The following is a 22,783-nucleotide window of genomic DNA, read 5'->3' on the forward strand; positions in this document are numbered from 1 at the left end:
ATCGCTGACAGAAACGAGATGCTACGTGTAGCGAGAAGCGTTCGTCGTTGCATGGTGTCTCGTGTCCGATAAACGCACAAACTGGTTATTCACGCTCACAACCAGTGTGGATTACGCGTGCCAGCTCAGTTCCAACCAAATCGTTGCCGTCTGCTCACTGCTTCAATGATGTACCCCTTTGTTTCGATACGTGTAACGTACCCCGATTGTCGGTCGGAACTGTTCGTTCAGCACCAACGGTAGAACGGATCGAACCCGTCCACTACTCGCCGATGAACGGACGATGCTATTATATATTCTGGCCGTGTTAACGAGCCGCATGGATGGTGTCCTGAACGAGACGACAAACAAGATCCACAAATACGAAGCCGGTCAGTCCGACTTCCAGACGGTCTGTGGTGCGACGTCTCACGTCGCCCACGAACACCTTCGGATGATCCCCGTCGAGCGAGCGGTCACCGACACCGATGCGAACCGTTGTGGCCGCTGTTTTTCCGACGGAGACGGCTACTAATCGTCGGCTTGGTTCGAGCTACAGTATCTGCACTTCGGTCGTCCAGAAAGAGCGAACGGCGTCCTCGAGCGCAGGCTTCGGCGCACCGGTCGCGTCGACGGCGGCCGTCGCGGCCGGTTCGAGTTGCGATTCCGCCACGAGCGCATCGACGACACCGCGTTGACCGACGAGGTACAGCGGAACCGCAGTCAGTTCACCACCGCGTTCGTACGCGGCGAGCGTCGCCCGGCAGCGCTCGAGGTGATCGTCGACCTGCTCGTCGCGGATCCGTTCGAATCTGGCCTGGGAAAAGCCTCCTTTCGAGTGATTCCCCTTGACGTCGCTCTCGAATCCCTGGTAGTCGACGCGTTCGTCGCCCTCGAAGACGCCGAGGGCGAACAGATCGGTTCGCACCAACGCGAGGGCGTGTCGTCCGGTCGGCAGGAACCACTCGCGCTCGAGGACAAATCGGTCGTCCCAGGTCGCCGCCAGTTCGGTATCGACCGGGGGCTCCAAGGTCAGAGCGATCAGCCCGGCGTCGTCGATACAACACAGACACGGCGTCGCGTCGTCGACGAGCGCGACCCGGTCGCCGAGAACGTCGGCCAATTGCGTACGGACGGGTTCGGAAAGCCCGTCATCGCGGACGCTGACGGTTAACGCACCTTCTGGACTCGTCTGGAACGACGCAAGTCGATCCAGGATCGTCTCGAGGCGGTCCCCGCGCAGTCGATCACGGCGGCGAACGTCGAGACCAGCGTCACGCTCGTTCACTCGATCGAGTTCGCCCTCGAGCTGTGCGATTCTGTCTTCGAGTCGGTTGATCCGCTCTTCGGCGTCCTGCCTGGCGGTAGCGGCCTCAGCCCGGCGGTCGGATTCTGCCTCGTAGCGCTTTCGCAACCGTTCGTTTTCGTCCTCGAGGTCGTCGATTCGCTCTTTGAGCGATGCACGGCCGAATAACTCGTCGAGCATCCGGCCGAACACGGGAAGCGAACGTACTTTTAGGTTCCGGCGCCCGGCAGGTCGTCGTCCGGCGATCCGACGCGGTCGGCCTGCCACCCCCCCGAAAACTCGAGGAGCTGCCGAGCACGTTCTCGACGTGCGAGAAACACTTCGCGAAGCGAGGGCGGATTCCTGATTTCGGTTCCCTCGAGCATGGATTCCGGAAGTGCGAGCGTGTTCGTCGGAACGTCCGCCGCTCCGTGTACCGGGAAGTGACGCGACTCAAGTTTCATCACCAGTGGCGTGTCGAGCGGCTCGAGACCGTCGCCGGTCGCGTACACTTCTTCGTTGATGTGCTCGTGTTGTTGGCTGTGCATGAGTGCGTGGTCCCCCTCGGTAGGTGTCACGTAGAGACGTCCGAGATAGTAGCCTCTCGAAAAGACCTCGAACATGCTAGTTAATAGCACGGTGTGATCGAACATAACTGTTTCCGGATACGTTTAAATCGGCGCGCTATCAGACCGATTTCAGAGCCGTCGTGTCGTCGGCCGGCGGGTCGAACGTTGGCTGGGCTGTAACATGCGTTTCGACTCGTCAGTTAGACCCGTCGGTATCGTCGCATGTGGTCGAGGAGTCTTCGTGTGAACAAAACGGTTCGAACAGTGCCAGCAGGCCGAGAGGCCGTTCTCGGCATCGCTCCTCGGTTCGATGACGGGCATTGCAACAGTCTTGAACGCTCAAAACGAACCTCAACGACTAGCCGAACCGAGTAAACGGTTCGAACGAAGGTCAGTCTTTTTAGTACGTTTCAAAAAACACCTGTCCGATGACTCCGACCCGGTCTATCGCTCTTCTCGCGGTTTTCGCTCTCGTCGGCCTCACGATCGCGCCACTTGCGAGCGGTGCCGGCGTGAATCCGTTTGTCCAGGACGAGAGCGACGATTCCGAGACGGCGACACGGAACGCATCCGCGACACGGAACGCATCCGTCGGGACGCTCATGCAGGCGAGCGCGGCTGACGCCGAAAGCACAATCGAGTCGGGCATGTTCGAAGCCGCGTACGAGCGCGCGGACAACGAAAGTCGGTCCGTGGTCGTCCACGATCGAACGGCCGAACTCGAGTCACAACTCACCGAACTCGAGTCCGAACGCACCCGGCTTCAGGATCAACGTGCCAACCTCTCGCAGGGAGCGTACGAATCTCGAATGGCGAAACTCACGGTCGAAATCGCGAGCCTCGAGCGATCGATCAACCGCACCGAGCGCCACGCTGCTGACGTCGGTGTCGCCGAGGACGCGCTCGAGGCCCTTCGAGAGAAGGTGACGTCGATTCGGGAAATCGTCTTGGAGCAAGGCGGTCCCGATATCGCGGCGCTCGTTCGAGGGTTGTCCGGCAACGGTGGGTTGCCGGAATTTGAACCGGAACTGCCGGACAAACGCGACCAGTTCGACGGTACCGGGGAAACTCGAGACGGCGATGGAACCGAAGTCGACAGCGAATCGGGAACCGATGCCGACAACTAGCCAGTCGAACACGCCACCCGACGGGATGCCACCTCACGGCTGACGAGCAGACACGCTTTTCAGCGCCGATCACTAACCCTCACTCGATGGACTCCGCCGCGTTGTTGGACTTGCTCGGGAACGAAAACAGGCGGCGAATTCTTCGATTGCTCGCTCGCAAGCCCTGTTACGTCACCGAAATCTCGGACTACCTCGGCGTGAGCCCCAAAGCGGTCATCGAACACCTGCGCAAATTAGAGGAGGCGGGATTGATCGAAAGCCGCGTCGACGACCAGCGACGGAAGTACTTTCACATCGCGCGGAACGTCCGACTCGAGGTGAACGTCTCGCCGTACGGATTCGCGAGCAAGAGCGCGTACCCGGCGAACAACAGTTTCGACATCACGACCTGTCGCCATCTCTCGCTCGACGTGTCCTGGGACGATTCGGACGAACTCGACGAGCTACTCGCCGCCCTGGACAACTTAGAGCAACTCGAGAACGAACTCTCGCTGGCCCAGCGATGGGTTCAGGGCCGGCTCTGTGACGTCCTCGACCAGATATCCGAGACCGTCGGTGCCGACCCGGATAGTCGAATCTACGCCGATCTCCTCGCGAGCGTCCGCTCGGAGCCGAAATCGGTGGGGGAACTCAGCGACGACGTCGACGCTCCTCGTGAGGTCGTCGCCGAATTACTCGAAGTGATGGCCGACAACGGGGTCGTACGCCGAACCGAGCACGGATGGGAACTGACGACGGCCGGGTGAACTACTCCGCCCTACCGCGTTCGGGCCTCCCCGGCCCTCGCTTGTTGCGGACGGAGCTTCCTGTTTCTGTGTCGGAACGTACAGGAACAGATCCCACAGCGTCCACAAGACGCAGAGCGTCTCGTGCGGCCCGGCAGAACGCCGTTGGCGTTCTGCGGACGGTTCCAGCCTCCGCAGGCGACTTCCCGTTACAGGTGGTTCGGAGTGTCCCACTCCTACCGAATCGACACTCGGCCACAACCGACGATGCACGCTTGTTGTCGCGTTTGAACACTGCCGGAAGCGTGGTGAGCATCTTATTATCACCTTCGATCGGATAATAATAAAGATTCCGATTCACACGAAAACAAGACGTGCGGGCGCTGTATCCCCTCCCTGCTCGCGCCTTCGGCGCTCGCTGCGGATAGCGCGGGACCGTCGGTCCCGCTGACCATGCGAACGGCGTCGCCGTGAGCAGAAGGGGGCTTAGCGCCCTCAATTACAGCTAAAGATCGCGCCGAAGCCCGGTTCGCAGGTCGCGACCGAAGTAGTAGCCCGCGAGCGATGCGACGAGCCCGACGGTTGCCCCGACCGCGACGACGGCCTGCCCGGAGCCGGCGATGGCGATGACCGCGTGGTTGAGTACCGCGGCGACTCCGCCGACCGAAATGCCGGCAGCGCTCGTCTCGAGGTACCGACGGTTCGACCCGATCAGTCCGGCAGCGAACGCGCTGGCGAACATGCCGATTACGCGTCCGGCGAACGGGAGCACGGTTGCGCCTGCGAGCATGCCGATACCGATGGCGAGAACGAGCGCGAGAAATACCTTCGGCGAGAAGTACCGCTCCAGTGAGAGCCGTGACGTGAGCCGGGACGGCCACGACCGCGACGATTTGCTCTCGGAGTCGGACTCGGATCCGCGTTGGGCGCCCCGTCGCGGGCGGAGGCTGCCGGGCGATCCCGGCGTCTCGCCGTCGCTCATCTCCGACGATCGCCCCGATGGGCCGGACGACGCGGCCCCCGAACCTGACTCGATATCGGAGAGCAGCCGGTCCGTTTCTTCGAGGAGGTCGTTGGTAGCGCGGGCGTCCCGTTCCCGGCTCTCGGTCACCTCGTCAGAGCGGTCGTTCATAGTCGATCGGTGGGCCGCCTCCATCATGGACCTTTCCCCACCAGCGACGGCCCAATCCTATCGGGTAGTGGCTGTCACATCGGTACTATGACCTGGGTCGCAACGGCCGCGTCGGGGTCTTTGCTGTCGGAACCGGTCCCTTGGTCTTCCTCCTCGTGACGGACCTCGAGCCCCAGCCCAAATATCCGGAACTGATGACCTCTCCTGTGGCTCGTCGGAACAGTGATCGCTGTCTGTGGCATGACGATCGGTTCGGCGTTTCTCGTCGCTGCCGCGTACGTCTATCACCGTTAACAGATTGCAGCCGATCGCCCGCGTCTGTCGGTGTCAACGACCGTTATCGGTACCCGCTGAGAACGTCGACGTCACCCGCCGTGCACGTTACTGTCGATCGTCGAGAACGTCAATGTCACCCGCTGTGAACGCCGTTTTTTCACTGTCATACTGGTAGTCCACTGTCATGGATGCCGAACTACTCGCGTTCGGACTCGCCGCCCTGGCGCTCGGCCTCGGGTTCCTGATCGTCTCCCGTCGGGTCTACGCCAGGCTCGAGGTATCTCCCGACGTCCGCCGGTCACTGCAGCTGTTGACGATCCTGATCGCGGCCGTACTCGTCCTCACTGGTCTCGGCCTCCTCGTGGTCGGCGTCGTCTCCTCGTCGGCGGTGCTACCGAGCTGATCGGTCGATTCGACGGACGACTCGAGAAATCGGACAACTGCCGCGTTCTCGGTTCTACAGGCGGAGCAGGCCGAGGCCGGTTCACCAGTGACCGAACCCGCGACCGTGGCCGTCGACGGCCGTTACCGGATCGAATCGAGCAGCAGCTTCTGCTCGACTCGCTTGACCTCGTGTTGGACGTCGCGAACGGCGTCGATGTTGGCCGAGATCGAGCTGATTCCTTCGTTGACGAGGAACCGGGCCATCTTTGGCTTGGAGCCAGCTTGCCCGCAAATGCTCGTATCGACGTCGTGTTCACGGCAGGTCTCGATGACGTCACCGATGAGTCGCAACACGGCGGGGTGAAGTTCGTCGAAGCGGTCGGCGACGTTCTCGTTGTTCCGGTCGACCGCGAGCGTGTACTGGGTGAGGTCGTTGGTTCCGAACGAAGCGAAGTCGATCCCGGCTTCGGCCATGTCCTCGACCGAGAGCGCGGATGCCGGCGTCTCGATCATCGCACCCCAGCGGCGTTTGTCCGGGTCGATCCCCGCTTCTATCATTTGTTCTTTCGCTCGACGGACGTCCTCGGCGTCGTTGACGAGCGGGAACATGATCTCGACGTTGTCGTATCCCATCTCGTAGAGCCGACGGAACGCCTCGAGTTCGTGTGCGAAGACGTCCGGACGATCGAGCGACCGCCGGATGCCGCGGTAACCGAGCATCGGATTGTGTTCTGCCGGTTCGTCCTCGCCGCCCTCGAGTTGGCGGAACTCGTCGGTTGGAGCATCGAGCGTGCGGACGCGAACGGGACGCGGGTAGAACTCGTCGGCGACGCCTCGGATCCCATCGACGAGTTCCGTGACGTAGGCGTCCTCACCGTTTTCCGCGATGAACTTCGCCGGCGTCTGATTCAGCGAGAGGATCATGTGTTCGGTCCGCAACAGGCCGACGCCGTCGGCGCCCGTTGCCGCCGCGCGTTCGGCAGCTTCAGGGATCGAGACGTTGACCTTCACCTCCGTCGCGGTCATCGGTTTGACTGGCGCCTGCGGGCGGACCTCCTCGACCGGTTCGGTCTCGTCTTCGGGTTCGACTTCGGCCCCTTCGAGGACGGACCCCTTGTCGCCGTCGAGCGTGACGACTTGCCCGTCGTCGAGAACGGTCGTCGCGTTGGTCGTCCCGACGATGGCGGGGACGCCAAGTTCCCGAGAGACGATGGCGGCGTGGCTGGTCATGCCGCCTTCGTCGGTGATGATGCCCGAGGCACGCTTCATCGCGGGCACCATGTCGGGCATCGTCATCTCGGTGACGATGATGTCGCCGTCGCCCACTTTGTCGAGGTCGTCGAGTTTCTGGACGATTCGTGCGGGACCGCTGACCGTCCCTGGACTCGAGCCGAGGCCGTCGACGAGAACCTCGTCCGACGAACTCGAGTCTGCCGCGTCGTCGCTTTCGGCCGCCTGAACGCTTCCGCTGCCGTCGGTGAGCCCTTTCGCCGCATCAACGGTTCCGGTCGCTTCCGCACCGCTGGACCCGTTCTCGTCGATGGTAGTGATCGGTCGCGACTGGAGCATGAAGACCTCTCCGCCGACGATTGCCCACTCGACGTCCTGGGGTTCGCCGTAGTGGTTTTCGACGCGCTCGCCGAGGTCCATGAGGGCGTCGATCTCCTCGTCGTCGATAACTCGTGCCCGTCGCTTGTCTTCTGGCACCTCGCGCTCGACGGTCTGCCCGGTCGCTTCGTCTTTCTCGTGCATGACCTTCTTCTCGGCGACGGTGACGTCGGCCGATCGGTCTTCGCGGTCGATGACGTAGTTGTCCGGCGAGACGGCGCCGGAGACGACGGCTTCGCCGAGCCCCCAGGCGGCCTCGATGATCATCGTCGGATCACCCGTCGAGGGGTGACTCGTAAACATCACGCCGGATTTCTCGGCGTCGACCATCTGCTGGACGACGACCGCGATGTTCACAGCGGAGTGGTCGAAGCCCTGTTCTTGCCGGTAGTAAATCGCCCGCTGGGTGAACAGCGAGGCCCAACACTCTCGGACGCGGTCGAAGAGGGCTTTCTCGGTTACGTTGAGGAACGTCTCCTGCTGGCCCGCGAAGGAGGCGTCGGGCAGATCCTCGGCCGTCGCCGACGAACGGACGGCGACGAACGCCTCGCCGGTGCCAATCTCGCGGTAGCTCTCTACGATTTCCGATCGGAGGTCCTCGGGGAACGGCGTTTCGAGGATGAGTTCCTGTGCACGATCCGCGGCGTCGGCCAGTGCGGCCGAATCGTCGACGTCGATGTCGACGGCCGCGAACAATTCGTCGTCGATTTCGGCTTCTTCGATGAACGATCGATAGGTGCCCGCGGTTACGACGAATCCCGGCGGAACGGGGAGCCCCGCACCCGTCAACTCGCCCAGAGAGGCGCCTTTGCCGCCGACCCGCTCGAGGTCGCCGGCACTGATTTCGTCCAGCCAGAGTACAGCCATCTCTATTGACGTGGACACTCGTCCGAATAAAGAAGGTTGCGAACGGCGGCTCTCAGTTCTCACTCGATCGCGAATTAATTTCTTCGAACATCACAGTCACGTCAATCGCGGCGGCGGTGAGAAAAACCGGGACGAGGGCTGAGATTCGTTCGCCGAGTCGGACCGACCGACTCATACAAACTACTGTACGTCATTGCCGGTGCAACCGCGACCGTCCTGCGGGTGCATCGGTACATCGGTACAGCAGACTGTATCAGGCCTCGAGTATCTCGTCGTCGTCGGCCGGGGGGACGACAATCGAGCCGTCGAGTACGATCACGCCGCGTCCGCCGACCTGTACCGCGCCGTCGAGGCGGACGCGAACCCGTCCGGGTCGATCGACGTAGTGACCCTGCTCGAGGCGGAGTTCCTCGGGCAGGTCGTCGTCGAACGCCCCGAAGTGATCGAGGTACGCGCCGATGGCCCCGCTCGCGGTGCCGGTGACGGGATCTTCAGGAACGCCGGCCCCTGGCGCGAACATTCGCCCGTGCGCGGTCGACTCAGCTTCGAGCGCATCGAACGTAAAGAGGTAGATGCCCGCGGCGTCGACCGCCTCAGTGAGCCGTTCGATCGCGGCCATGTCGGGCTCGGCGTTGCCGAGGTCCGAGAGGTACGTTATCGGGACGATCAGGAACGGTAGGCCGGTCGAAACGACCGCTAGCGGGAGGTCCGCACGCGCTCCCTCGAGTGCGGTGCGTTCGACCCCGAGCGCGTCAGCAACGCGGTCGTAGTCGACGTCGACGTCGCCGACTGTCGGCTCGTCCTGGGTCATCCAGACCGCTCCGTCGGACGCGACGTCGATCTCGAGGACGCCGACGTTCGTCTCGAGGGTCGTTATCCCGGGTTCCAGTCCTTCGTCGTGAAGGTGTGCGAAGGTACCGATCGTCGCGTGGCCACAGAGGTCGACCTCCTGTGTGGGCGTGAAATACCGAATTCGACGGTCGGCGACGTCGCTCGATCGGACGAACGCCGTTTCGCTGACGGCCATTTCGGCGGCGATCGCTTGCATCTGGTCGCTCGAGAGTCCGTTCCCGTCGGGGACGACTCCCGCCTGGTTCCCGGTCAGGGGCTCGTTCGTGAAGGCGTCGACCTGCAAGATCCGAATCGTCTCCATACGATGTGGATCGGACGACCGGCGTATCAATCCTCGGTCGACGAACGGGATCGGTCGGCGGGTGAGTCCGACGCACATCTGGCACCTGCTACAATTTGCCGATCCAGTTCGCGAGATCGGCGACGACCCGTTCGGCGACGTTGTTTCGAACGGCGTAGGCGAACTCGACCGACGGACCCTCGCCCGGCATGAACAGATGGTTGAGTTCGTCGTACGTTTCGACCGTTGTCTTCGATCGGCCCTCGAGTTCGTTCTGCCACCGTTCTAAGTCGTCGGCCACGGAGACCTGAAAGTCGCGTTTGCCCTGTACCAGATGCAGCGGCACGTCGACATCCAGTGCCGTTTGCAGGTGATCGTACGCCGCGAGGCTGTCCCAGAACGCGCCGGGTTTCCCGAGCAGGACGTCGCTCGATTCGTACTCGTCATCACGGATTCGCTTGATTTCCGCCGTCCACCGTTCGTAGACGCTCGCCAGGTCGCGCCACTTGTGCGAGCCGACCGATACCTTGTATTCGAGTTGCGTGAGCGTCAGTTCGTGATATGGCCGGGCCGGCGCAGCCAGTCCGACGATGCCGGCGAGATTCCCGTCCCGGGCGGCGATTCTCGGTGCTGCCGTTCCGCCGAGACCGTGTCCGACGACGACGATTTTGTCGGCGTCGACGCCCTCGGTACTCCGGAGTCGCTCGATCGCGACGAGCGCGTCGTCGACGGTGACGCGATTGAGGGTGTAGGCGCCGGCTTCGATCTCGCAGGCGGGGACGCGCTTGTCGTATCGAAGGGTCGCGATGCCCTGCATCGCGAGTCCCTCGGCCAGATCGACGAACGCTTTCGTTCCGCCCTGCGCGGTGTCCCGAGTCGATGGGCCGGAGTCGTGTACGAGGACGACACCGGGGCTCGCATCACCGCTCGCAGGCGTCGTCACGGTTCCCCGGAGGGAGCAAGTGTCGACCTCGAGGCGCAGATCCCGTTCCGCCACTGCACTCGGATCGACGTACGACGGTCGTTCGTACTGGTCCGCGATCCCGCAGTTGAGAAGCCGTTGTGAGTCATCCACAGCGACCCGGCACGTGTGCGCGCCGTTCTCGAACGAGAGCGTCGTGTCGATCACGACGACGTCGTTTCGCGTCGATTTGCTCGTTCCGTCGATCCCGTCGAACGCACCGGCGACAGCGGTGAAACCCATCCAGAGCCGCTCGAGTCGGGCAGGAGCGCCGTAATTGCCGCGCTCGCGTTCGACGAATCGCTTGCTCGCTCGCTCGAACCGCTGGTTCGTGAGGTCGTCGACGAACGCGTTCGCGACGTCCGTAGCGGTTTTCGTGTCGCCTTCGTCGTTCGATTTATTAGCGAGCAGTTCGGAACAGCCGGCCGCTGCCGACGCTGTCGCCGTCGATACTGCTGCGAGTACAGTCCGCCGTCGGGGTGCCATCGGTACCGGACCGTCCACAGTGTGTCGGATAAAGACGAGGTCGTTTCTCTGTGACTGTATTCAGAATTTATATTCGAAGCGCCGCGGTGTCCGCCCGCCGGTCCTGCCACGGCCGTTCGAGGACGGTCCGATGCGGTGTTCGTTCCGCACCCGTTCATACGGACTACTGTAAGTCATTACCGGTGCAACCGCAGGATAGTCGCGGTTGCACCGGTACATCGTTACAGCAGACCGTATCAATCGTCGCCCGATTCCTCGAGCGGGTCGGCGTGGTCCGCGACCGGCGAGAGGTCGCCCGATTCGTGGCTGCCAACTGGTGGCACGTTGACTGATGCCGCAGGCGAGGCATCGAGGTCGGTTCCGGCGTCGGTCTCGAGCGACTTCATTTCGCCGTCAGCCCTCGCATCCTGATCGATTCGCATCGAGCAGAACTCCGCGCCGCACATCGAGCAGAAGCGCGCTTCCTTGTAGTTGTCGCCGGGTAGGGTCTGATCGTGGAACGACCGGGCGCGGTCCGGATCGAGCGCGAGGCGGAACTGTTCGCGCCAGTCGAATTCGTAGCGAGCCTCCGAGAGGGCGTCGTCCCAGTCTCGTGCGCCGGGCCGTTCGGTGGCCACGTCGCCGGCGTGTGCGGCGATCCGGTACGCCGCGAGGCCCTCGCGCACGTCTTCTTCCTCGGGAAGGCCGAGGTGTTCCTTCGGAGTGACGTAACAGAGCATCGCGGCACCCGCCCGCGCGGCGATGGCGCTCGTGATGTGATCGTACCCCGGCGCGATGTCCGTCACGAGCGGGCCGAGGACGTAGAAGGGTGCGCCGTCGCAGTCCTCCTGTTGGCGCTCGACGTTCTCGGCTACTTTGTGCATCGGTACGTGGCCGGGCCCTTCGACCATCACCTGAACGCCGCGGTCCCGGCCGATTCGCGTGAGCTCACCCAGCGTGTCGAGTTCAGCGTACTGGGCCTCGTCGCAGGCGTCGGCCAGACAACCCGGTCGCAGGCTATCGCCGAGACTGAAGGTGACGTCGTGTTCGGCAAAGATCTCACAGATTTCCGGAAACACCTGGTAGAGCGGATTCTGCTCCCCGTTCTCTTCCATCCACTTGGCTATGATCGACCCGCCGCGGGAGACGATTCCCGTTTTTCGCCCGTCGGTCAACGGCACGTGTTCCGCGAGAATCCCCGCGTGAATCGTCATGTAATCGATGCCTTGCTCGGCCTGTTTTCCGATGACCTCGAGCAACAGGTCCTTCGTGATGTCTTCGGGGCTGCCGGCCTGCTTGACCGCCTCGTATAGCGGAACCGTCCCGAGCGGGACCGGAGAGTGCTCGACGTGGGTTTTCCGAATCTCGTCCAGATCGCTCCCCGTGCCGAGGTCCATCACCGTATCGGCACCATAGTGAACGGCGGTGTGAAGCTTCTCGAGTTCCGTCTCGAGGTCGCTCGTCGTCTCGCTGTTTCCGATGTTGGCGTTGACCTTGGTCGCGAACTCCCGGCCGATGATCATCGGGTCGAGCGCGTCGTGGTGTCGGTTCGACGGAATCACCGCCTGCCCCTCGGCGACCTGTTCGCGGACGAACTCCGGGTTGCGGTTCTCTCGCTCGGCGATGCGTTCCATCTCGGGCGTAACCGACCCGTCGCGGGCGGACTGAATCTGTGTTCGTGCCATCGATAACTAGGTTATACCACTGGATAATAAATTGCTGGGGGTACCAGACGGGTGGTGTTCACCGACCTGGCGGCCCGTATGGTCCCGTTAGTGGTGAACGGCCAGTTTCAGCCAACTTAAGGGGACCGCGCTCGAGACACCGGGTAGGTGGCCATTACATGTCCGATCTTCCGGACGATTTCGATTGCACGGTAACAAACTGGGACTACATCTACGGCCTGTGTCGGGACGTTGCCGACGACGTGCGCGACGACGAGTTCGAACCGGACGTCGTCGTCGCGCTGGCACGCGGCGGCTGGTTCGCGGGACGCTGTCTCTGTGACTTCCTCGGCCTGGACGATCTGACGAGCCTGAAGATGGAACACTACGTCGGTACCGCCGAGAAATCCGGCGAGCCGACCATCCGCTATCCGATGCCCGAGGGCAGCGTCGAGGGCAAGGACGTCCTCATCATCGACGACATCGCCGACACTGGCGGCTCGATACAGCGGGCCTACGAGTACGTCGACGACCGCAACGCCGGTGCCGTTCGCACTGCGACGCTGCAACTGTTAGGAACCAGTAAATTCCAGCCGAATTACATCGGCGAACGCCTCGAGGACTGGACCTGGGTCGTCTATCCGTGGAACTTCATCGAGGACATGATCGACCTGATCTCGAGCGCGATGGCGAAGGCCGACCAGGAGTCGTTCACGAACGACGAGATTCGACACTTTCTCACCGAACACCACGGCATCGAGCGCATCGAAATGGAGATCGCGCAGCCAAATCGGTTACCGGAAGTCCTCGCGGAGATGGAGCGGCGCCGGATTCTCGAGTCGGTCGGCTCGGATGAGTGGGCGCTCGTCGACGAATAGCGGCGGGCACCGAGCGAGGGATCGGACTGGATGTTCTCTGACGGACTGCATTCCCCTCGGCCAGGCTGTGGTCGCTCCCTATCGTCACAACAATCCCGCTTTGCTGTCAATGAAACAGAAATTTTTTACCTGCGTCGGTCGAGCCCCGTCCTGTGAAACGAATCCTCTCCAATCTCGGTATCGGTTCGGCGACGGTCGATGCGGTCCTCCCGACGACGCTGACGGCGGGCGAATCCGTCGAAGCGCGAGTCGACGTCACGGGCGGCAACGACGTGCAGGAAGTCGACGACGTCTACTTCGCGCTCGCGACGCGTTACGAGACCGACGAGAGCACACGATCGGCGAAGATCGACACGTTCCGTGCGGGCAACTCGTTCACGATCGAACCGGACGAAGAACGGTCGTTCACCGTCACGATCGACGTCCCATACCACACCCCCGTCACGCTGGGGCGAACGAGCGTCTGGCTCGATACCGGCCTCGACATCGACTGGGCGGTCGATCCGGACGACCGCGACGACCTCCAGATCGAACCCGATCCGCTTCGGCGGGCGCTGTTCGATGCACTCGAGTCGCTGGGCTTTACGCTCCGAACGGCGAAATGCGAGGGAACAGAATCGCTCTTCGCGAACCACCGATTCGTTCAGGAACTCGAGTTCGTCCCCCGCTCCGGTCCCTTCGCCGGTGAACTGGACGAACTGGAAGTCGTGCCGATTCCGGACGACGGCGGGTTCGACCTGTTGCTCGAGGTCGACCGCCGCGGCGGGTTGCTGTCGGAACACTTCGACGTCGACGAACGATCCGATCGCCTCTCGCTCAGTAACGCTGACAGCGACGACCTTGAGCGGCGACTGCGGACGGTGATCGAACGGAACTGCTGACTCGATCGTCTCGAGTCGGACGTTCGAATCCGCTCGGAGACGGCGACGCGTTATTCCGCAGCCAGTTCGGAATCCGACGTTCGGTGAGACGAACGCGAACGTGTTATTCCGTGGTCGACTCGGTATCTGCGGTTCCCGGCGGTTCCTGTTCGTTCGTCGGTTCGGCCGGTCGATCGCTCCCGTCCACGATGGTCCCTTTCCACGTTCCCCGGGTGAACCACGCGGCCGCCGCGAGTGCGCCGACGACATCGCCGACGACCACGCCCGTCCAGATGCCCGTCGGCCCCCAATCGCCGACGAAGAGCAGATAGTAGGTGACGGGGACGCGGACGATCCACAATCCCAGGACGGCGAAGACGAGCGCGGTCTTCGTGTTGCCCGCACCGCGGAACGCACCCTGGACGACCTGTAGCACACCCATGAAGACGAAGGCGACCGCAGCGAATCTGAGGTAGGTCGACCCGTAGTCGATGGTCGCCGCTTTGCCCGCTGCGTCGGCCGTCACGAACACCGAAACGAACGGTTCCGGAAACAGGAACGCGAGCGCCCCCGCCGCGAACATGATCGCTGCAATCGCACTCGCCGCGATCCGGACCGCTCGCGCCGCCCGATCGGGCTTGCCCGCACCCAGATTCTGGCCCACGATCGTATCCGTCGCCTGTCCCGTTCCCATCGCCGGCAGGAAGGCCAGTGAGATCAGCCGGTTGCCGAGCCCGTAGGCTGCGACCACCGCAGGCGGGAAGGTAACGACCATCGCCGTCATCGCGACCAGCGCGAGTGCTGTCATCGACTGCTCGAGCGCCGTCGGGATCCCGAGTCGTGTGATCGTTCCCACGTACTCCAGACGCGGTCGGAGGTGGGCCGCCCGGATGTCCGGCCCGACGTCGGTGTAGTACAGCAGGTAGAACCCGATCGCCGTCGCGATCCCCCGTGAGATGAGCGTCGCGACAGCGGCCCCCTCGACCTCGAGGCGGGGAAGGGGCCCGACGCCGAAGATGAACAGGGGGTCGAGCGCGAGATTGACGACGACGCTGACGAGCATCACGCGCATCGGCGCTCGAGTGCTGCCATAGCCGCGCATGAGCGCGACGAAGACGAAGAAGCCGAACAGGAAGGGCAGTCCCAGAAAGAAGATCCGGAGATACCCCGCGGCGAGCGGGATGATCGTGGCTCGCGTCGCTTCGTCGGCGGGCAACGCCGCCAGCATCGGGTCCGTTGCGACGAAGCCGATCGCACCCAGTCCGGCGGCGACCAGCGAGACGAACGTGAGGGTCTGTCCGGCGATCAATCCCGCTTCGCCGCTCTTTGCACCAGTGTGCTGGGCGATCAGTATCGCGCCGGCCGTCGTGAAGCCCCCGCCGATCGCGATCAGTAAGAAGAGGAGCGGAAAGGCGAGGCTCACCGCCCCGACTGCGTCGGGCGAGAGTGCGCCGAGCCAGAAGGTGTCCCCCACGTTGTAGGCGACTTGCAACAACTGGATTACCACCAGCGGCCACGCCAACCGGATCATCGGTCGGACGAGCGGGCCCTCGGTGAGGGCTCCACCGTCCACCGCCTCGCCACCATCCATATCCGCGAAGTGGGTGGGACCATACTTGGATATTTGTGAACTATGATAGCTCCAACCATTCACTCCGAACGCAGTTCGGCCGAACGGCCACGTCGGCGGTCCGCCCGTTACACGGTCGCCTCCGCCTGACCGCCGGTGAGATCCCGAGATCGGAGACTGCAACCGGACATTTAGGGGCCTGGTCCGCTCACGTTCTGCCATGACGATCGGCGTTATCGGCGGGAGCGGCATCTACGACGCACTACCACTCGAGAACACCCGTATAGAGGAGGTTTCAACGCCTTACGGCGAGCCGAGCGGAGCGGTGACACTTGGCGAACTCGGCGGGCGTTCGGTGGCGTTCGTTCCGCGCCACGGTAAGAGTCACCAGTATCCGCCGACCGACACGTCCTACCGGGCGAATATCTACGCGCTCAAGGCGGTCGGCGTCGATCGGGTGATCGCGACGAACGCGGTCGGGAGCCTGCGCGAGGATCTGCCACCCCGAACGCTGGTCGTTCCCGACCAGATTTTCGACCGAACCAAGCACCGATCAGCTTCGTTCTTCGGTGACGGGATGGTCGTCCACATGGGGTTTGCCGACCCGTACTGCCCGGAGATGGCCTCTCACCTCGCGAGCGCGGCCGAGGACGTGACCGACGGCGAGACCAAGACCGAACGAGGTGGGACCTACGTCTGCATCGAAGGGCCGCAGTTTTCGACGAGGGCCGAAAGCGAGTTCTACCGGTCCCAGGGCTGGGACATCATCGGAATGACCGCCATTCCGGAGGCCAAACTCGCTCGCGAAGCCGAACTGAGCTACGCCACGATCGCTGGCGTTACCGACTACGACGTCTGGAAGGACGACCGCGAGGTAACCCTCGAGGAAGTCCTCGAGAACGCCGCGGTCAACGAGGACGCAATCAACGCCGTCGTCGAACGCGCCATCCAGACAATGCCCGACGACTTCCACAGCGAGTTCTGGAGCGCACTCGAGGGGACGATCAATACCCCGGTTGAAGCGATTCCGGAGGAGACGCTCGAGCGCGTCGATTTGTTAGCTGGCGAGTATCTGGACCGGGAGTGACCTCAATCGCTCTCTGAACCGATGGGCAACCTCGGTTCGGTATCTCACCATCCCCTTTTTCGTGGCGAGAACACCGCCGTTTACGGCGGAGAAAGTCACTCGAACGCCCGCTCGAGTTCGAGCGCCGTGGTCTCGTCGTTCCGATCGACTCCCAGGGCCCCGCGAGAGTGCGATCGGCAGCAACTTCTGGATCACCGCGTACGTCTCGGTCCGGAATCGAAAGAGGGCGTCGTCCGGTCTGGGCATCACATCGACGAAACGTCAGTGGCTGGTGAACTACTCCGCCCTACCGCGCTCGGGCCTCCCCGGCCCTCGCTTGGTGCGGACGGAACTTCCTGTTTCTGTGTCGGAACGTGCAGGACCAGATCCCACAGCGTCCACAAGACGCGGAGCGTCTCGTGCGGCCCGGCAGAACGCCGTTGACGTTCTGCGGACGGTTCCAGACTCCGCAGGCGACTTCCCGTTACAGGTGGTTCGGAGTGTCCCACTCCTCCCGGTTGGACACTCGACCACAACCGACGATGCACGCTTGTTGTCGCGTTTGAACAACGCCGAAAGCGTGGTGAGCATCTTACTTTCACCTTCGACCGAAGGGATAATAAGAGTACCGATTCACGCGAAAACAAGCGTGCGGGCGCTGTCTCCCCTCCCTGCTCGCTTCGCTCGCTGAGGATAGCGCGGGACCGTCGGTCCCGCTGACCATGCGAACGGCGTCGCCGTGAGCAGAAGGGGGCTTAGCGCCCTCAATTACAGCTAAACGCGTGTGAGCGCTCGAGTGGGTACGGCCGACCGAAACCGAAGCAGATCAGTCGGCGATCGCTTCGCTCGGCTCCGACTCCACCGTCGCTTCCGTGACCCAGAGGTCGCCGAACAGTTCGTCCTGCTCGAGCGTGACCCGACCGCGGTGGGCCAGAAAGAGCAATGCGAGATAGGTCATCACTCGTGTACCGCCGATCTCGTCGATCTCGGCGTACAGCACCTCGTCCCGGCCCTGTCCGTACTGGTGCTCGAGTTCCGCTTCGACGTCGTCGATGACTGCCTCGATGTCTTCCTCGTGGGCCGTGTGCGTGACCTCGTCGCTCGTCGGTTCATCGTCCACTCGAAAGTCGTCGCCGGAGTGGTAGTTCAGTTCCTGAACGCCGCGACCGTATCCCGACGGCGAGTCGCTCGTGTCGTAGCTGCGCGACTCTTTCCACCACGTGTCGCGTTCGGCGGTCCGGAGTTCGCGAACCAGTTCGTCCAGCGTCTCCGGTTTCCCCCGCGCGTGTTTGCGCTCGAGACGGCGCTCCATTTCCGCCTCGAGATTCTCGACGGGATCGAATCCCGGTGGACAGTCGTTGCCGTCGTCACCGTCGGCGGCCATCGCACCGTCGTCCACGAAGGGTGCTTCCCACGGCGGGAGGTCCTCGTCTTCGGGTTCGTCGGTGGCGAACAGTGCATCACTTTTCATCCGCAGAAGGACGCTCGCGTAGAACAGCGCCCGCCCCGACGTTCGCAGATCGGCGTCGTCGAGCGCCTCGAGGAACTTGTCGGTGACCGCCACGATGTCGATATCCCACGGGTCGATCTCGCCGTCTTTCGCGAGCGTGACGAGCAGTTCGACGGGCTCGACTTCGTCTTCGCCCCCGGGCCCATCGACCGTGCCTCCCTCGTCCGCGGCGTCGGCGGAGTCACCCTCCGTGAACTCGAGCACCGACTCGTTGTCGCCCGTGCTCGCATCCAACTCGGTGGCCCTCTCGGACCTCGAATCGCCCGGTCGCGTTCGATCCTCGTGTCCGACGATGTTCAGCGGAATCTCGTCGTCTCGAGTTTCTCCGCTCGCTTTTTCGGAGGCCTCCATCGTCGTCTTCGACTCCTCGGAGCCTTGCCCGTCTCGCGGGTCGCTTCGTTCCCCGCTCGACGTTTCCGACTCGCTGCGCGACTCGCTAGTCATCAGCCGGCACCTCTCCACTACTCAGATCGATCCCAGTCACCGCGCTGACGTTGTCCTGTTGCATCGTGACGCCGATCGCTCGTTCGGAGCGATCGAGCATGGCCGTTCGGTGGGAGACGACGACGAACTGGGCCTTTTCGGAGAGTTCGTCGACCATCTCGCCGATCCGCTCGGCGTTGACCGCATCGAGGAAGGCGTCGACCTCGTCGAGCGCGTAGAACGGCGCCGGATTGTGTCGCTGGATCGCGAAGATGAACGCCAGCGCAGTCAGCGACTTTTCGCCGCCGGACATCGCGTCGAGCCGCTGGATCGGCTTGTCGCCCGGCTGGGCCTTCATCGTCAACCCGCCGTCGAACGGATCGTCCTCGTTCTCGAGGTGCAGCGTTCCCGTCCCCTCTGAGAGCTTCTCGAAAATTTCGGTGAAGTGATCGGCGATCGCCTCATATGCATCCATGAACGTCTCCTTTTTCTGGGTTTCGTACTGCTCGATGCGCTCACGGATCCCGTCGGCTTCCTCGACCAGCGTCGCTTTGCCCTCCTCGAGATCCTCGAGGTCGCTTCGAACCGCGTCGTACTCGTCGATCGCGAGCATATTCACTGGCTCCATCGCTTCCATATCCGTACCGAGGTGGTCGATCATCTCGAGGACCGTCTCGTGGTCGGGGACGTCCTCCGGATCGTAGTCCCCGACCTCCGATTCCAGCGATTCGATCTCCCACTCGAGGCTACTCGCGCGCTCGCGAGCGTTCTCGAGCTTGCTCTCGACGGCGTTAACCCGATCCTGCTGTCGGTCGCGTTCGGCTCGGGCCTCGCTCAGTTCCTCCTTGAGGTCGCTCCGATCGTCTTTCAACTCGGCGAGTTCGTCTTCGAGGTCCGCGACGGCGTCGCGTTTTTCCTCGAGCGTCTCGCGTTTTGCCTCGATCTGTGCGCCGTGTTCGTCGATCCGCTCTTCGTGTTCGGCTTTGCGGTTCTGGGCGGTCTCGATGTCGTCGTGAAGATCCTCGATTGCGTCCTCGGCGTACTCCTTCTCGAGGCTCAGTTCGTTGAGTTTGCCGTCGTGGTCCTGAATTCGCCGCTCACGCTCCGCAATCTCGGCGTCCAGTTCCTCGATCTGATCGGTCAGCTCGGGTATCTTCGAGTCCGCGAGTTCGGTCTCCAGGTCGTCGATGTCGGCTTCGATCTCCTCGACCGTCGCCGTCTTCGCTTCGATCTCGTCTGCGATCTCGTTCATCCGCTCGTCGACGGACTCGCGCTCCTCGCGCAGTTCCTTGAGGTTCGCCTCCGCCGTCTCGATCCCCGCCTCGATCGTTTCGCGTCGGTCGTCGAGCGCCTCGAGTTCGGCTTCGATCGATCGCACCTCGTCGGCCGCGTCGCTCTTGCGGTCGCGGGCGTCGTCGAGGCGCTCTTCGACGCTGTGAAGTTCCTCTCGGAGGGACTCGCGTTCGTCCTGTAACTCGGTGATCTGTTTGGCGACGCGCTCGAGTTGGCCTTCCCCACCGCCGGTAAATGAGTAGCGCGAGCCGCTGCCGGATCCGCCGGTCATCGCACCGCTCTTTTCGACCAGGTCGCCGTCCAGCGTCACCATCCGGTAGTCGCCCATGTACGAGCGAGCGGTTTCCAGATCTTCGACGACCAGGGTGTCCCCGAGGACGTACGAGAAGACGCCGGCGTACTGGGCGTCGAAGTCGACGAGGTTGTACGCGAAGTCGACGATCCCTGGGCCGCTCGGTGCGTTCGGGAGTTGCCGCTGGCTCATATCCGAAAGCGGCAGGAAGGTCGCGCGACCGGCGTTTCGGGACTTGAGGTGTTCGATACACTGCTGGCCAACGACGTCGTCGTTGACGACCACGTTCGCGAGGCGGCCACCGGCTGCCGTCTCACAGGCGACCGCGTACTCACCTGGAACGGTACCGAGCTGGGCGACAGCGCCGTGGACACCGTCGATTCCCGAGTTCAGGATCGTCGTGACCGCACGGCCGAACGAGGAATCGCCGCTTTCGCCCGCGTTGGCCTCGAGTTCGGCGTACTCCTGTTGCTTCGCCTGTATCTCGTCGTCGAGGTCGTCGGCATCCGACTGGAGGCGGCGCTTTTCGTCTTTCAGATCGTCGACGACCGCCGCGATATTCGTCCGGTTTCGCTTCGCTTTCTCGAGTTCTCGCTCGAGATCTCCCCGCCGACTCTCGATTTCCGGGATCTCCGCGCGTTTGTCCTCGATCTCGTCTTCCGTTTCGCTGATGGCGTTCGAGCGCCGACGGGCTTCGTCCAGCAGCCGATCTTGCTCGCGCTGGAGGTCGTTCTTCGCGGTCTTTTCCGTTTCCAGTTCGTCCTTTCGATCGCTCAATTCTGCTTTGAGTTCGTCGAACTCGGTATCGACGGCATCGATCTCCGCCTCGAGGTCCTCACGCTCGGCCTCACGTTGCTGAATTTCGGCCTTGATCGAGGCCTTCTCGAGTTTGTAGTCTCGCATCTCCGTCTCGAGATCCTCGATCGTCTCTTGCTTGCGGTCGATCTGAACGAACGCCTCCCGGCGATCGGATTCGGCTTCCTCGATCGCCCCTTTGCTGGCCTCGATCTTGTCCTCGAGCCGTGAGATGTCGCCTTTGATCTCCTCAATCTCGCTTTTGATCCGGAGCTGTTCGTCCTCGCCTTTCCGCTCGATCTCAGCGTTCAAGTCCTCGAGATCTTCCTGCAGGCGGACGGCTTTTCCCTCGCGTTCGTCGAGTTCACGTTGGAGTTCCCGCAGTTCGTCCGCGTGATCGTCGACATTCGACTCGAGCGAATCGAGTTCGTCGCGTTTCTCCTCGAGTTCGCTGGCCTTTTTGTACCCTTCGTACTCCTCTTTCTCGCGGCGGAGCCGGCGGTAGCGAAGGGCCTGCTGTCGTTCGTCGGCCAGTTGGTCGAGTCGGTCGCGTTTCTCTTCGATCCGGAGTTCGGCTTCGTCGATTCGTTCCTGCACCGTCTCGAGTTCCGCGAAGGCGTCTTCTTTCTTGGCGTCGAACTCCGCGACACCCGCGATTTCGTCGATGATCTCCCGGCGGGAGTGGGGTGTCATGTTGATAATCTCGGTGACGTCGCCCTGCATGACGACGTTGTAGCCCTCCGGAGTGACGCCAGCCTGGGCTAACAAATCCTGGATGTCGGAGAGATTGACCGAGCGGTCGTTGAGGTAGTAGTAGGAATAGTAGTTGTCGTCGGTCTCCTTGACGCGGCGCCGGATTGTAATCTCGTCGACGTCACCGATGTCTTCGCTCCCGGCCGCGTTGACGACCTGTGAACGCTCGAGCGTGTGATCGGAATTGTCGAGGATGACCTCGACGACGGCCTCGCGGGGTCCGTCGGTAGCGGTCCCGTCTTCGTGGCCGGGGTTGTAGATGAGGTCGGTCAGTTTCTCGGCCCGAATCCCGCGGGTCCGGGCCAGTCCGAGCGCGAAGAGAACGGCGTCGATGATGTTCGACTTGCCCGAGCCGTTCGGGCCCGTCACGACCGTGAAATCCTCGTAGAACGGGATCTTGGTTTTTCGGCCGAAGCTCTTGAAGTTGTCCAGAACGAGCGCTTTGATATACATTCTCGTTACAAGTCCTCCGTTCCACCGTGGTATGCGGCCGCGGAGTCGGGCACCGCATCACCGTTCGCGTTTGCGGCGTCGGATTCGGGTACCGACTGCAGTTATGCGACAATAATGTCGTCGTTACCTGAGTCTTCCGCTTCGTCGCCGGCAGTCTCCGTCTCACCATCGGTATCGGCCGTCGCTTCGGCCACTTCGTCGGGTTCGGCTTCCGGCGTTTCCTCGGGCTCGGACTGCGCTCCATCGCTGCGTCGCTCCGGGACGCGCGTCGGCGTGTCGGCGTCGAGTTCGCCCTCGAGAACGCGAATCCGCTCTTTCGCCTCGATAAGCTCGCCTGTCAGCCCCTCTACCGTCGACTCGAGTTCAGCGACCGTCGATTCGAGTGTTTCGACGCGGTTGTTCGACATATCAGCTAGGGACCCGTCCGACCACATAAACGTATGTCAGACGAATATATCTCTCCTTACAGTTCGGCGTCGTCGGTACGGGCCCAGGCGACGGAGACTGCAGACCGCGCGCCAGGGACTCGGACACCGATTGCCGGCGGGCTGGCCGTTCGAGAAGCCAGGAAAGCGATGGAAGTGCTCGGTACCTACGACGCCGTCAGTGCCGACGACATGATGGAGGTTGCCCCCGAATATACGGTCTGCTGTAAGTCATTGCCGGTGCAACCGCGACCGTCCTGCGGGTGCACCGGCACATCGTTACAGTAGTCC

General features: G+C 62.8%; 19 protein-coding genes. 8 read left to right on the forward strand and 11 right to left on the reverse strand.

Going from position 1 to position 22,783, the window contains the following annotated elements; all coding sequences use genetic code 11:
• Positions 1-319: 319 nt before the first annotated feature.
• Complete coding sequence (locus NJU76_RS10505) at positions 320-514, forward strand: hypothetical protein (RefSeq protein ID WP_254528260.1); 195 nt, start codon at positions 320-322, stop codon at positions 512-514.
• 18 nt (positions 515-532) lie between these two features.
• Here NJU76_RS10505 and NJU76_RS10510 read toward each other — a convergent pair whose 3' ends face one another.
• Positions 533-1,465: a Vms1/Ankzf1 family peptidyl-tRNA hydrolase gene (locus tag NJU76_RS10510; RefSeq protein ID WP_254528263.1), complete on the reverse strand. Its 933-nt coding sequence runs from the start codon at positions 1,463-1,465 to the stop codon at positions 533-535.
• Between the two features lie 29 nt (positions 1,466-1,494).
• Positions 1,495-1,887: a DUF5802 family protein gene (locus NJU76_RS10515; protein WP_254528266.1), complete on the reverse strand. Its 393-nt coding sequence runs from the start codon at positions 1,885-1,887 to the stop codon at positions 1,495-1,497.
• Between the two features lie 374 nt (positions 1,888-2,261).
• On the opposite strand from NJU76_RS10515, the gene NJU76_RS10520 reads away from it, so the two are divergent.
• Positions 2,262-2,960 carry a hypothetical protein gene (locus NJU76_RS10520; RefSeq protein WP_254528268.1) on the forward strand — a complete coding sequence of 233 codons (699 nt, stop codon included), beginning with the start codon at positions 2,262-2,264 and terminating at the stop codon, positions 2,958-2,960.
• 86 nt (positions 2,961-3,046) lie between these two features.
• Entirely contained in the window at positions 3,047-3,706 is a 660-nt protein-coding gene (locus NJU76_RS10525; RefSeq protein ID WP_254528270.1) for an ArsR/SmtB family transcription factor, read from the forward strand.
• Positions 3,707-4,190: 484 nt separating this feature from the next.
• Here NJU76_RS10525 and NJU76_RS10530 read toward each other — a convergent pair whose 3' ends face one another.
• Positions 4,191-4,817, reverse strand: a complete 627-nt coding sequence (locus NJU76_RS10530) for an MFS transporter (protein ID WP_254528273.1) — start codon at positions 4,815-4,817, stop codon at positions 4,191-4,193.
• 460 nt (positions 4,818-5,277) lie between these two features.
• Here NJU76_RS10530 and NJU76_RS10535 point away from each other — a divergent pair, with 460 nt between their 5' ends.
• Entirely contained in the window at positions 5,278-5,496 is a 219-nt protein-coding gene (locus NJU76_RS10535) for a hypothetical protein (protein ID WP_254528276.1), read from the forward strand.
• Positions 5,497-5,618: 122 nt separating this feature from the next.
• On the opposite strand, the gene ppsA is transcribed toward NJU76_RS10535, so the two are convergent.
• From ppsA to thiC, 4 genes are all read right to left on the reverse strand, one after another.
• The gene (gene ppsA / locus NJU76_RS10540) at positions 5,619-7,952 is read right to left on the reverse strand and encodes a phosphoenolpyruvate synthase (protein WP_254528282.1); all 2,334 of its coding nucleotides are present in this window, start codon (positions 7,950-7,952) and stop codon (positions 5,619-5,621) included.
• Between the two features lie 253 nt (positions 7,953-8,205).
• On the reverse strand, positions 8,206-9,105 hold the full coding sequence (locus NJU76_RS10545; RefSeq protein WP_254528284.1) for a PhzF family phenazine biosynthesis protein: 900 nt from the start codon (positions 9,103-9,105) through the stop codon (positions 8,206-8,208).
• 88 nt (positions 9,106-9,193) lie between these two features.
• Positions 9,194-10,531 carry an alpha/beta hydrolase gene (locus NJU76_RS10550; RefSeq protein WP_254528285.1) on the reverse strand — a complete coding sequence of 446 codons (1,338 nt, stop codon included), beginning with the start codon at positions 10,529-10,531 and terminating at the stop codon, positions 9,194-9,196.
• A gap of 236 nt (positions 10,532-10,767) precedes the next feature.
• On the reverse strand, positions 10,768-12,195 hold the full coding sequence (gene thiC, locus NJU76_RS10555; protein WP_254528289.1) for a phosphomethylpyrimidine synthase ThiC: 1,428 nt from the start codon (positions 12,193-12,195) through the stop codon (positions 10,768-10,770).
• A 158-nt stretch (positions 12,196-12,353) separates the two neighbouring features.
• Here thiC and NJU76_RS10560 point away from each other — a divergent pair, with 158 nt between their 5' ends.
• Complete coding sequence (locus NJU76_RS10560; RefSeq protein WP_254528291.1) at positions 12,354-13,052, forward strand: phosphoribosyltransferase; 699 nt, start codon at positions 12,354-12,356, stop codon at positions 13,050-13,052.
• Between the two features lie 152 nt (positions 13,053-13,204).
• Positions 13,205-13,933 carry a sporulation protein gene (locus NJU76_RS10565; RefSeq protein ID WP_254528294.1) on the forward strand — a complete coding sequence of 243 codons (729 nt, stop codon included), beginning with the start codon at positions 13,205-13,207 and terminating at the stop codon, positions 13,931-13,933.
• Positions 13,934-14,036: 103 nt separating this feature from the next.
• Here NJU76_RS10565 and NJU76_RS10570 read toward each other — a convergent pair whose 3' ends face one another.
• Positions 14,037-15,503, reverse strand: a complete 1,467-nt coding sequence (locus tag NJU76_RS10570; protein ID WP_254528297.1) for an MATE family efflux transporter — start codon at positions 15,501-15,503, stop codon at positions 14,037-14,039.
• A 199-nt stretch (positions 15,504-15,702) separates the two neighbouring features.
• Here NJU76_RS10570 and mtnP point away from each other — a divergent pair, with 199 nt between their 5' ends.
• A complete protein-coding gene (gene mtnP, locus NJU76_RS10575; protein WP_254528306.1) occupies positions 15,703-16,569 on the forward strand; it encodes an S-methyl-5'-thioadenosine phosphorylase in 867 nt (288 codons plus the stop codon).
• An 805-nt stretch (positions 16,570-17,374) separates the two neighbouring features.
• Here the strand turns inward: mtnP and NJU76_RS10580 are convergent.
• The 3 genes from NJU76_RS10580 to NJU76_RS10590 all read right to left on the reverse strand — a co-directional run bounded on the left by NJU76_RS10580 (position 17,375) and on the right by NJU76_RS10590 (position 22,474).
• A complete protein-coding gene (locus NJU76_RS10580) occupies positions 17,375-18,502 on the reverse strand; it encodes a segregation and condensation protein A (RefSeq protein WP_254528308.1) in 1,128 nt (375 codons plus the stop codon).
• A complete protein-coding gene (gene smc / locus NJU76_RS10585) occupies positions 18,495-22,067 on the reverse strand; it encodes a chromosome segregation protein SMC (protein WP_254528310.1) in 3,573 nt (1,190 codons plus the stop codon). The genes NJU76_RS10580 and smc overlap by 8 nt, the downstream gene beginning before the upstream one ends.
• 101 nt (positions 22,068-22,168) lie before the next feature.
• On the reverse strand, positions 22,169-22,474 hold the full coding sequence (locus NJU76_RS10590) for a DUF7518 family protein (RefSeq protein WP_254528312.1): 306 nt from the start codon (positions 22,472-22,474) through the stop codon (positions 22,169-22,171).
• A gap of 33 nt (positions 22,475-22,507) precedes the next feature.
• On the opposite strand from NJU76_RS10590, the gene NJU76_RS10595 reads away from it, so the two are divergent.
• Positions 22,508-22,780, forward strand: a complete 273-nt coding sequence (locus NJU76_RS10595) for an arginase family protein (RefSeq protein ID WP_425604266.1) — start codon at positions 22,508-22,510, stop codon at positions 22,778-22,780.
• The last annotated feature ends 3 nt before the right edge of the window (positions 22,781-22,783 follow it).

It is taken from the genome of Natrinema gelatinilyticum, from assembly GCF_024266705.1.
GTDB classification, from domain to species: domain Archaea; phylum Halobacteriota; class Halobacteria; order Halobacteriales; family Natrialbaceae; genus Natrinema; species Natrinema gelatinilyticum.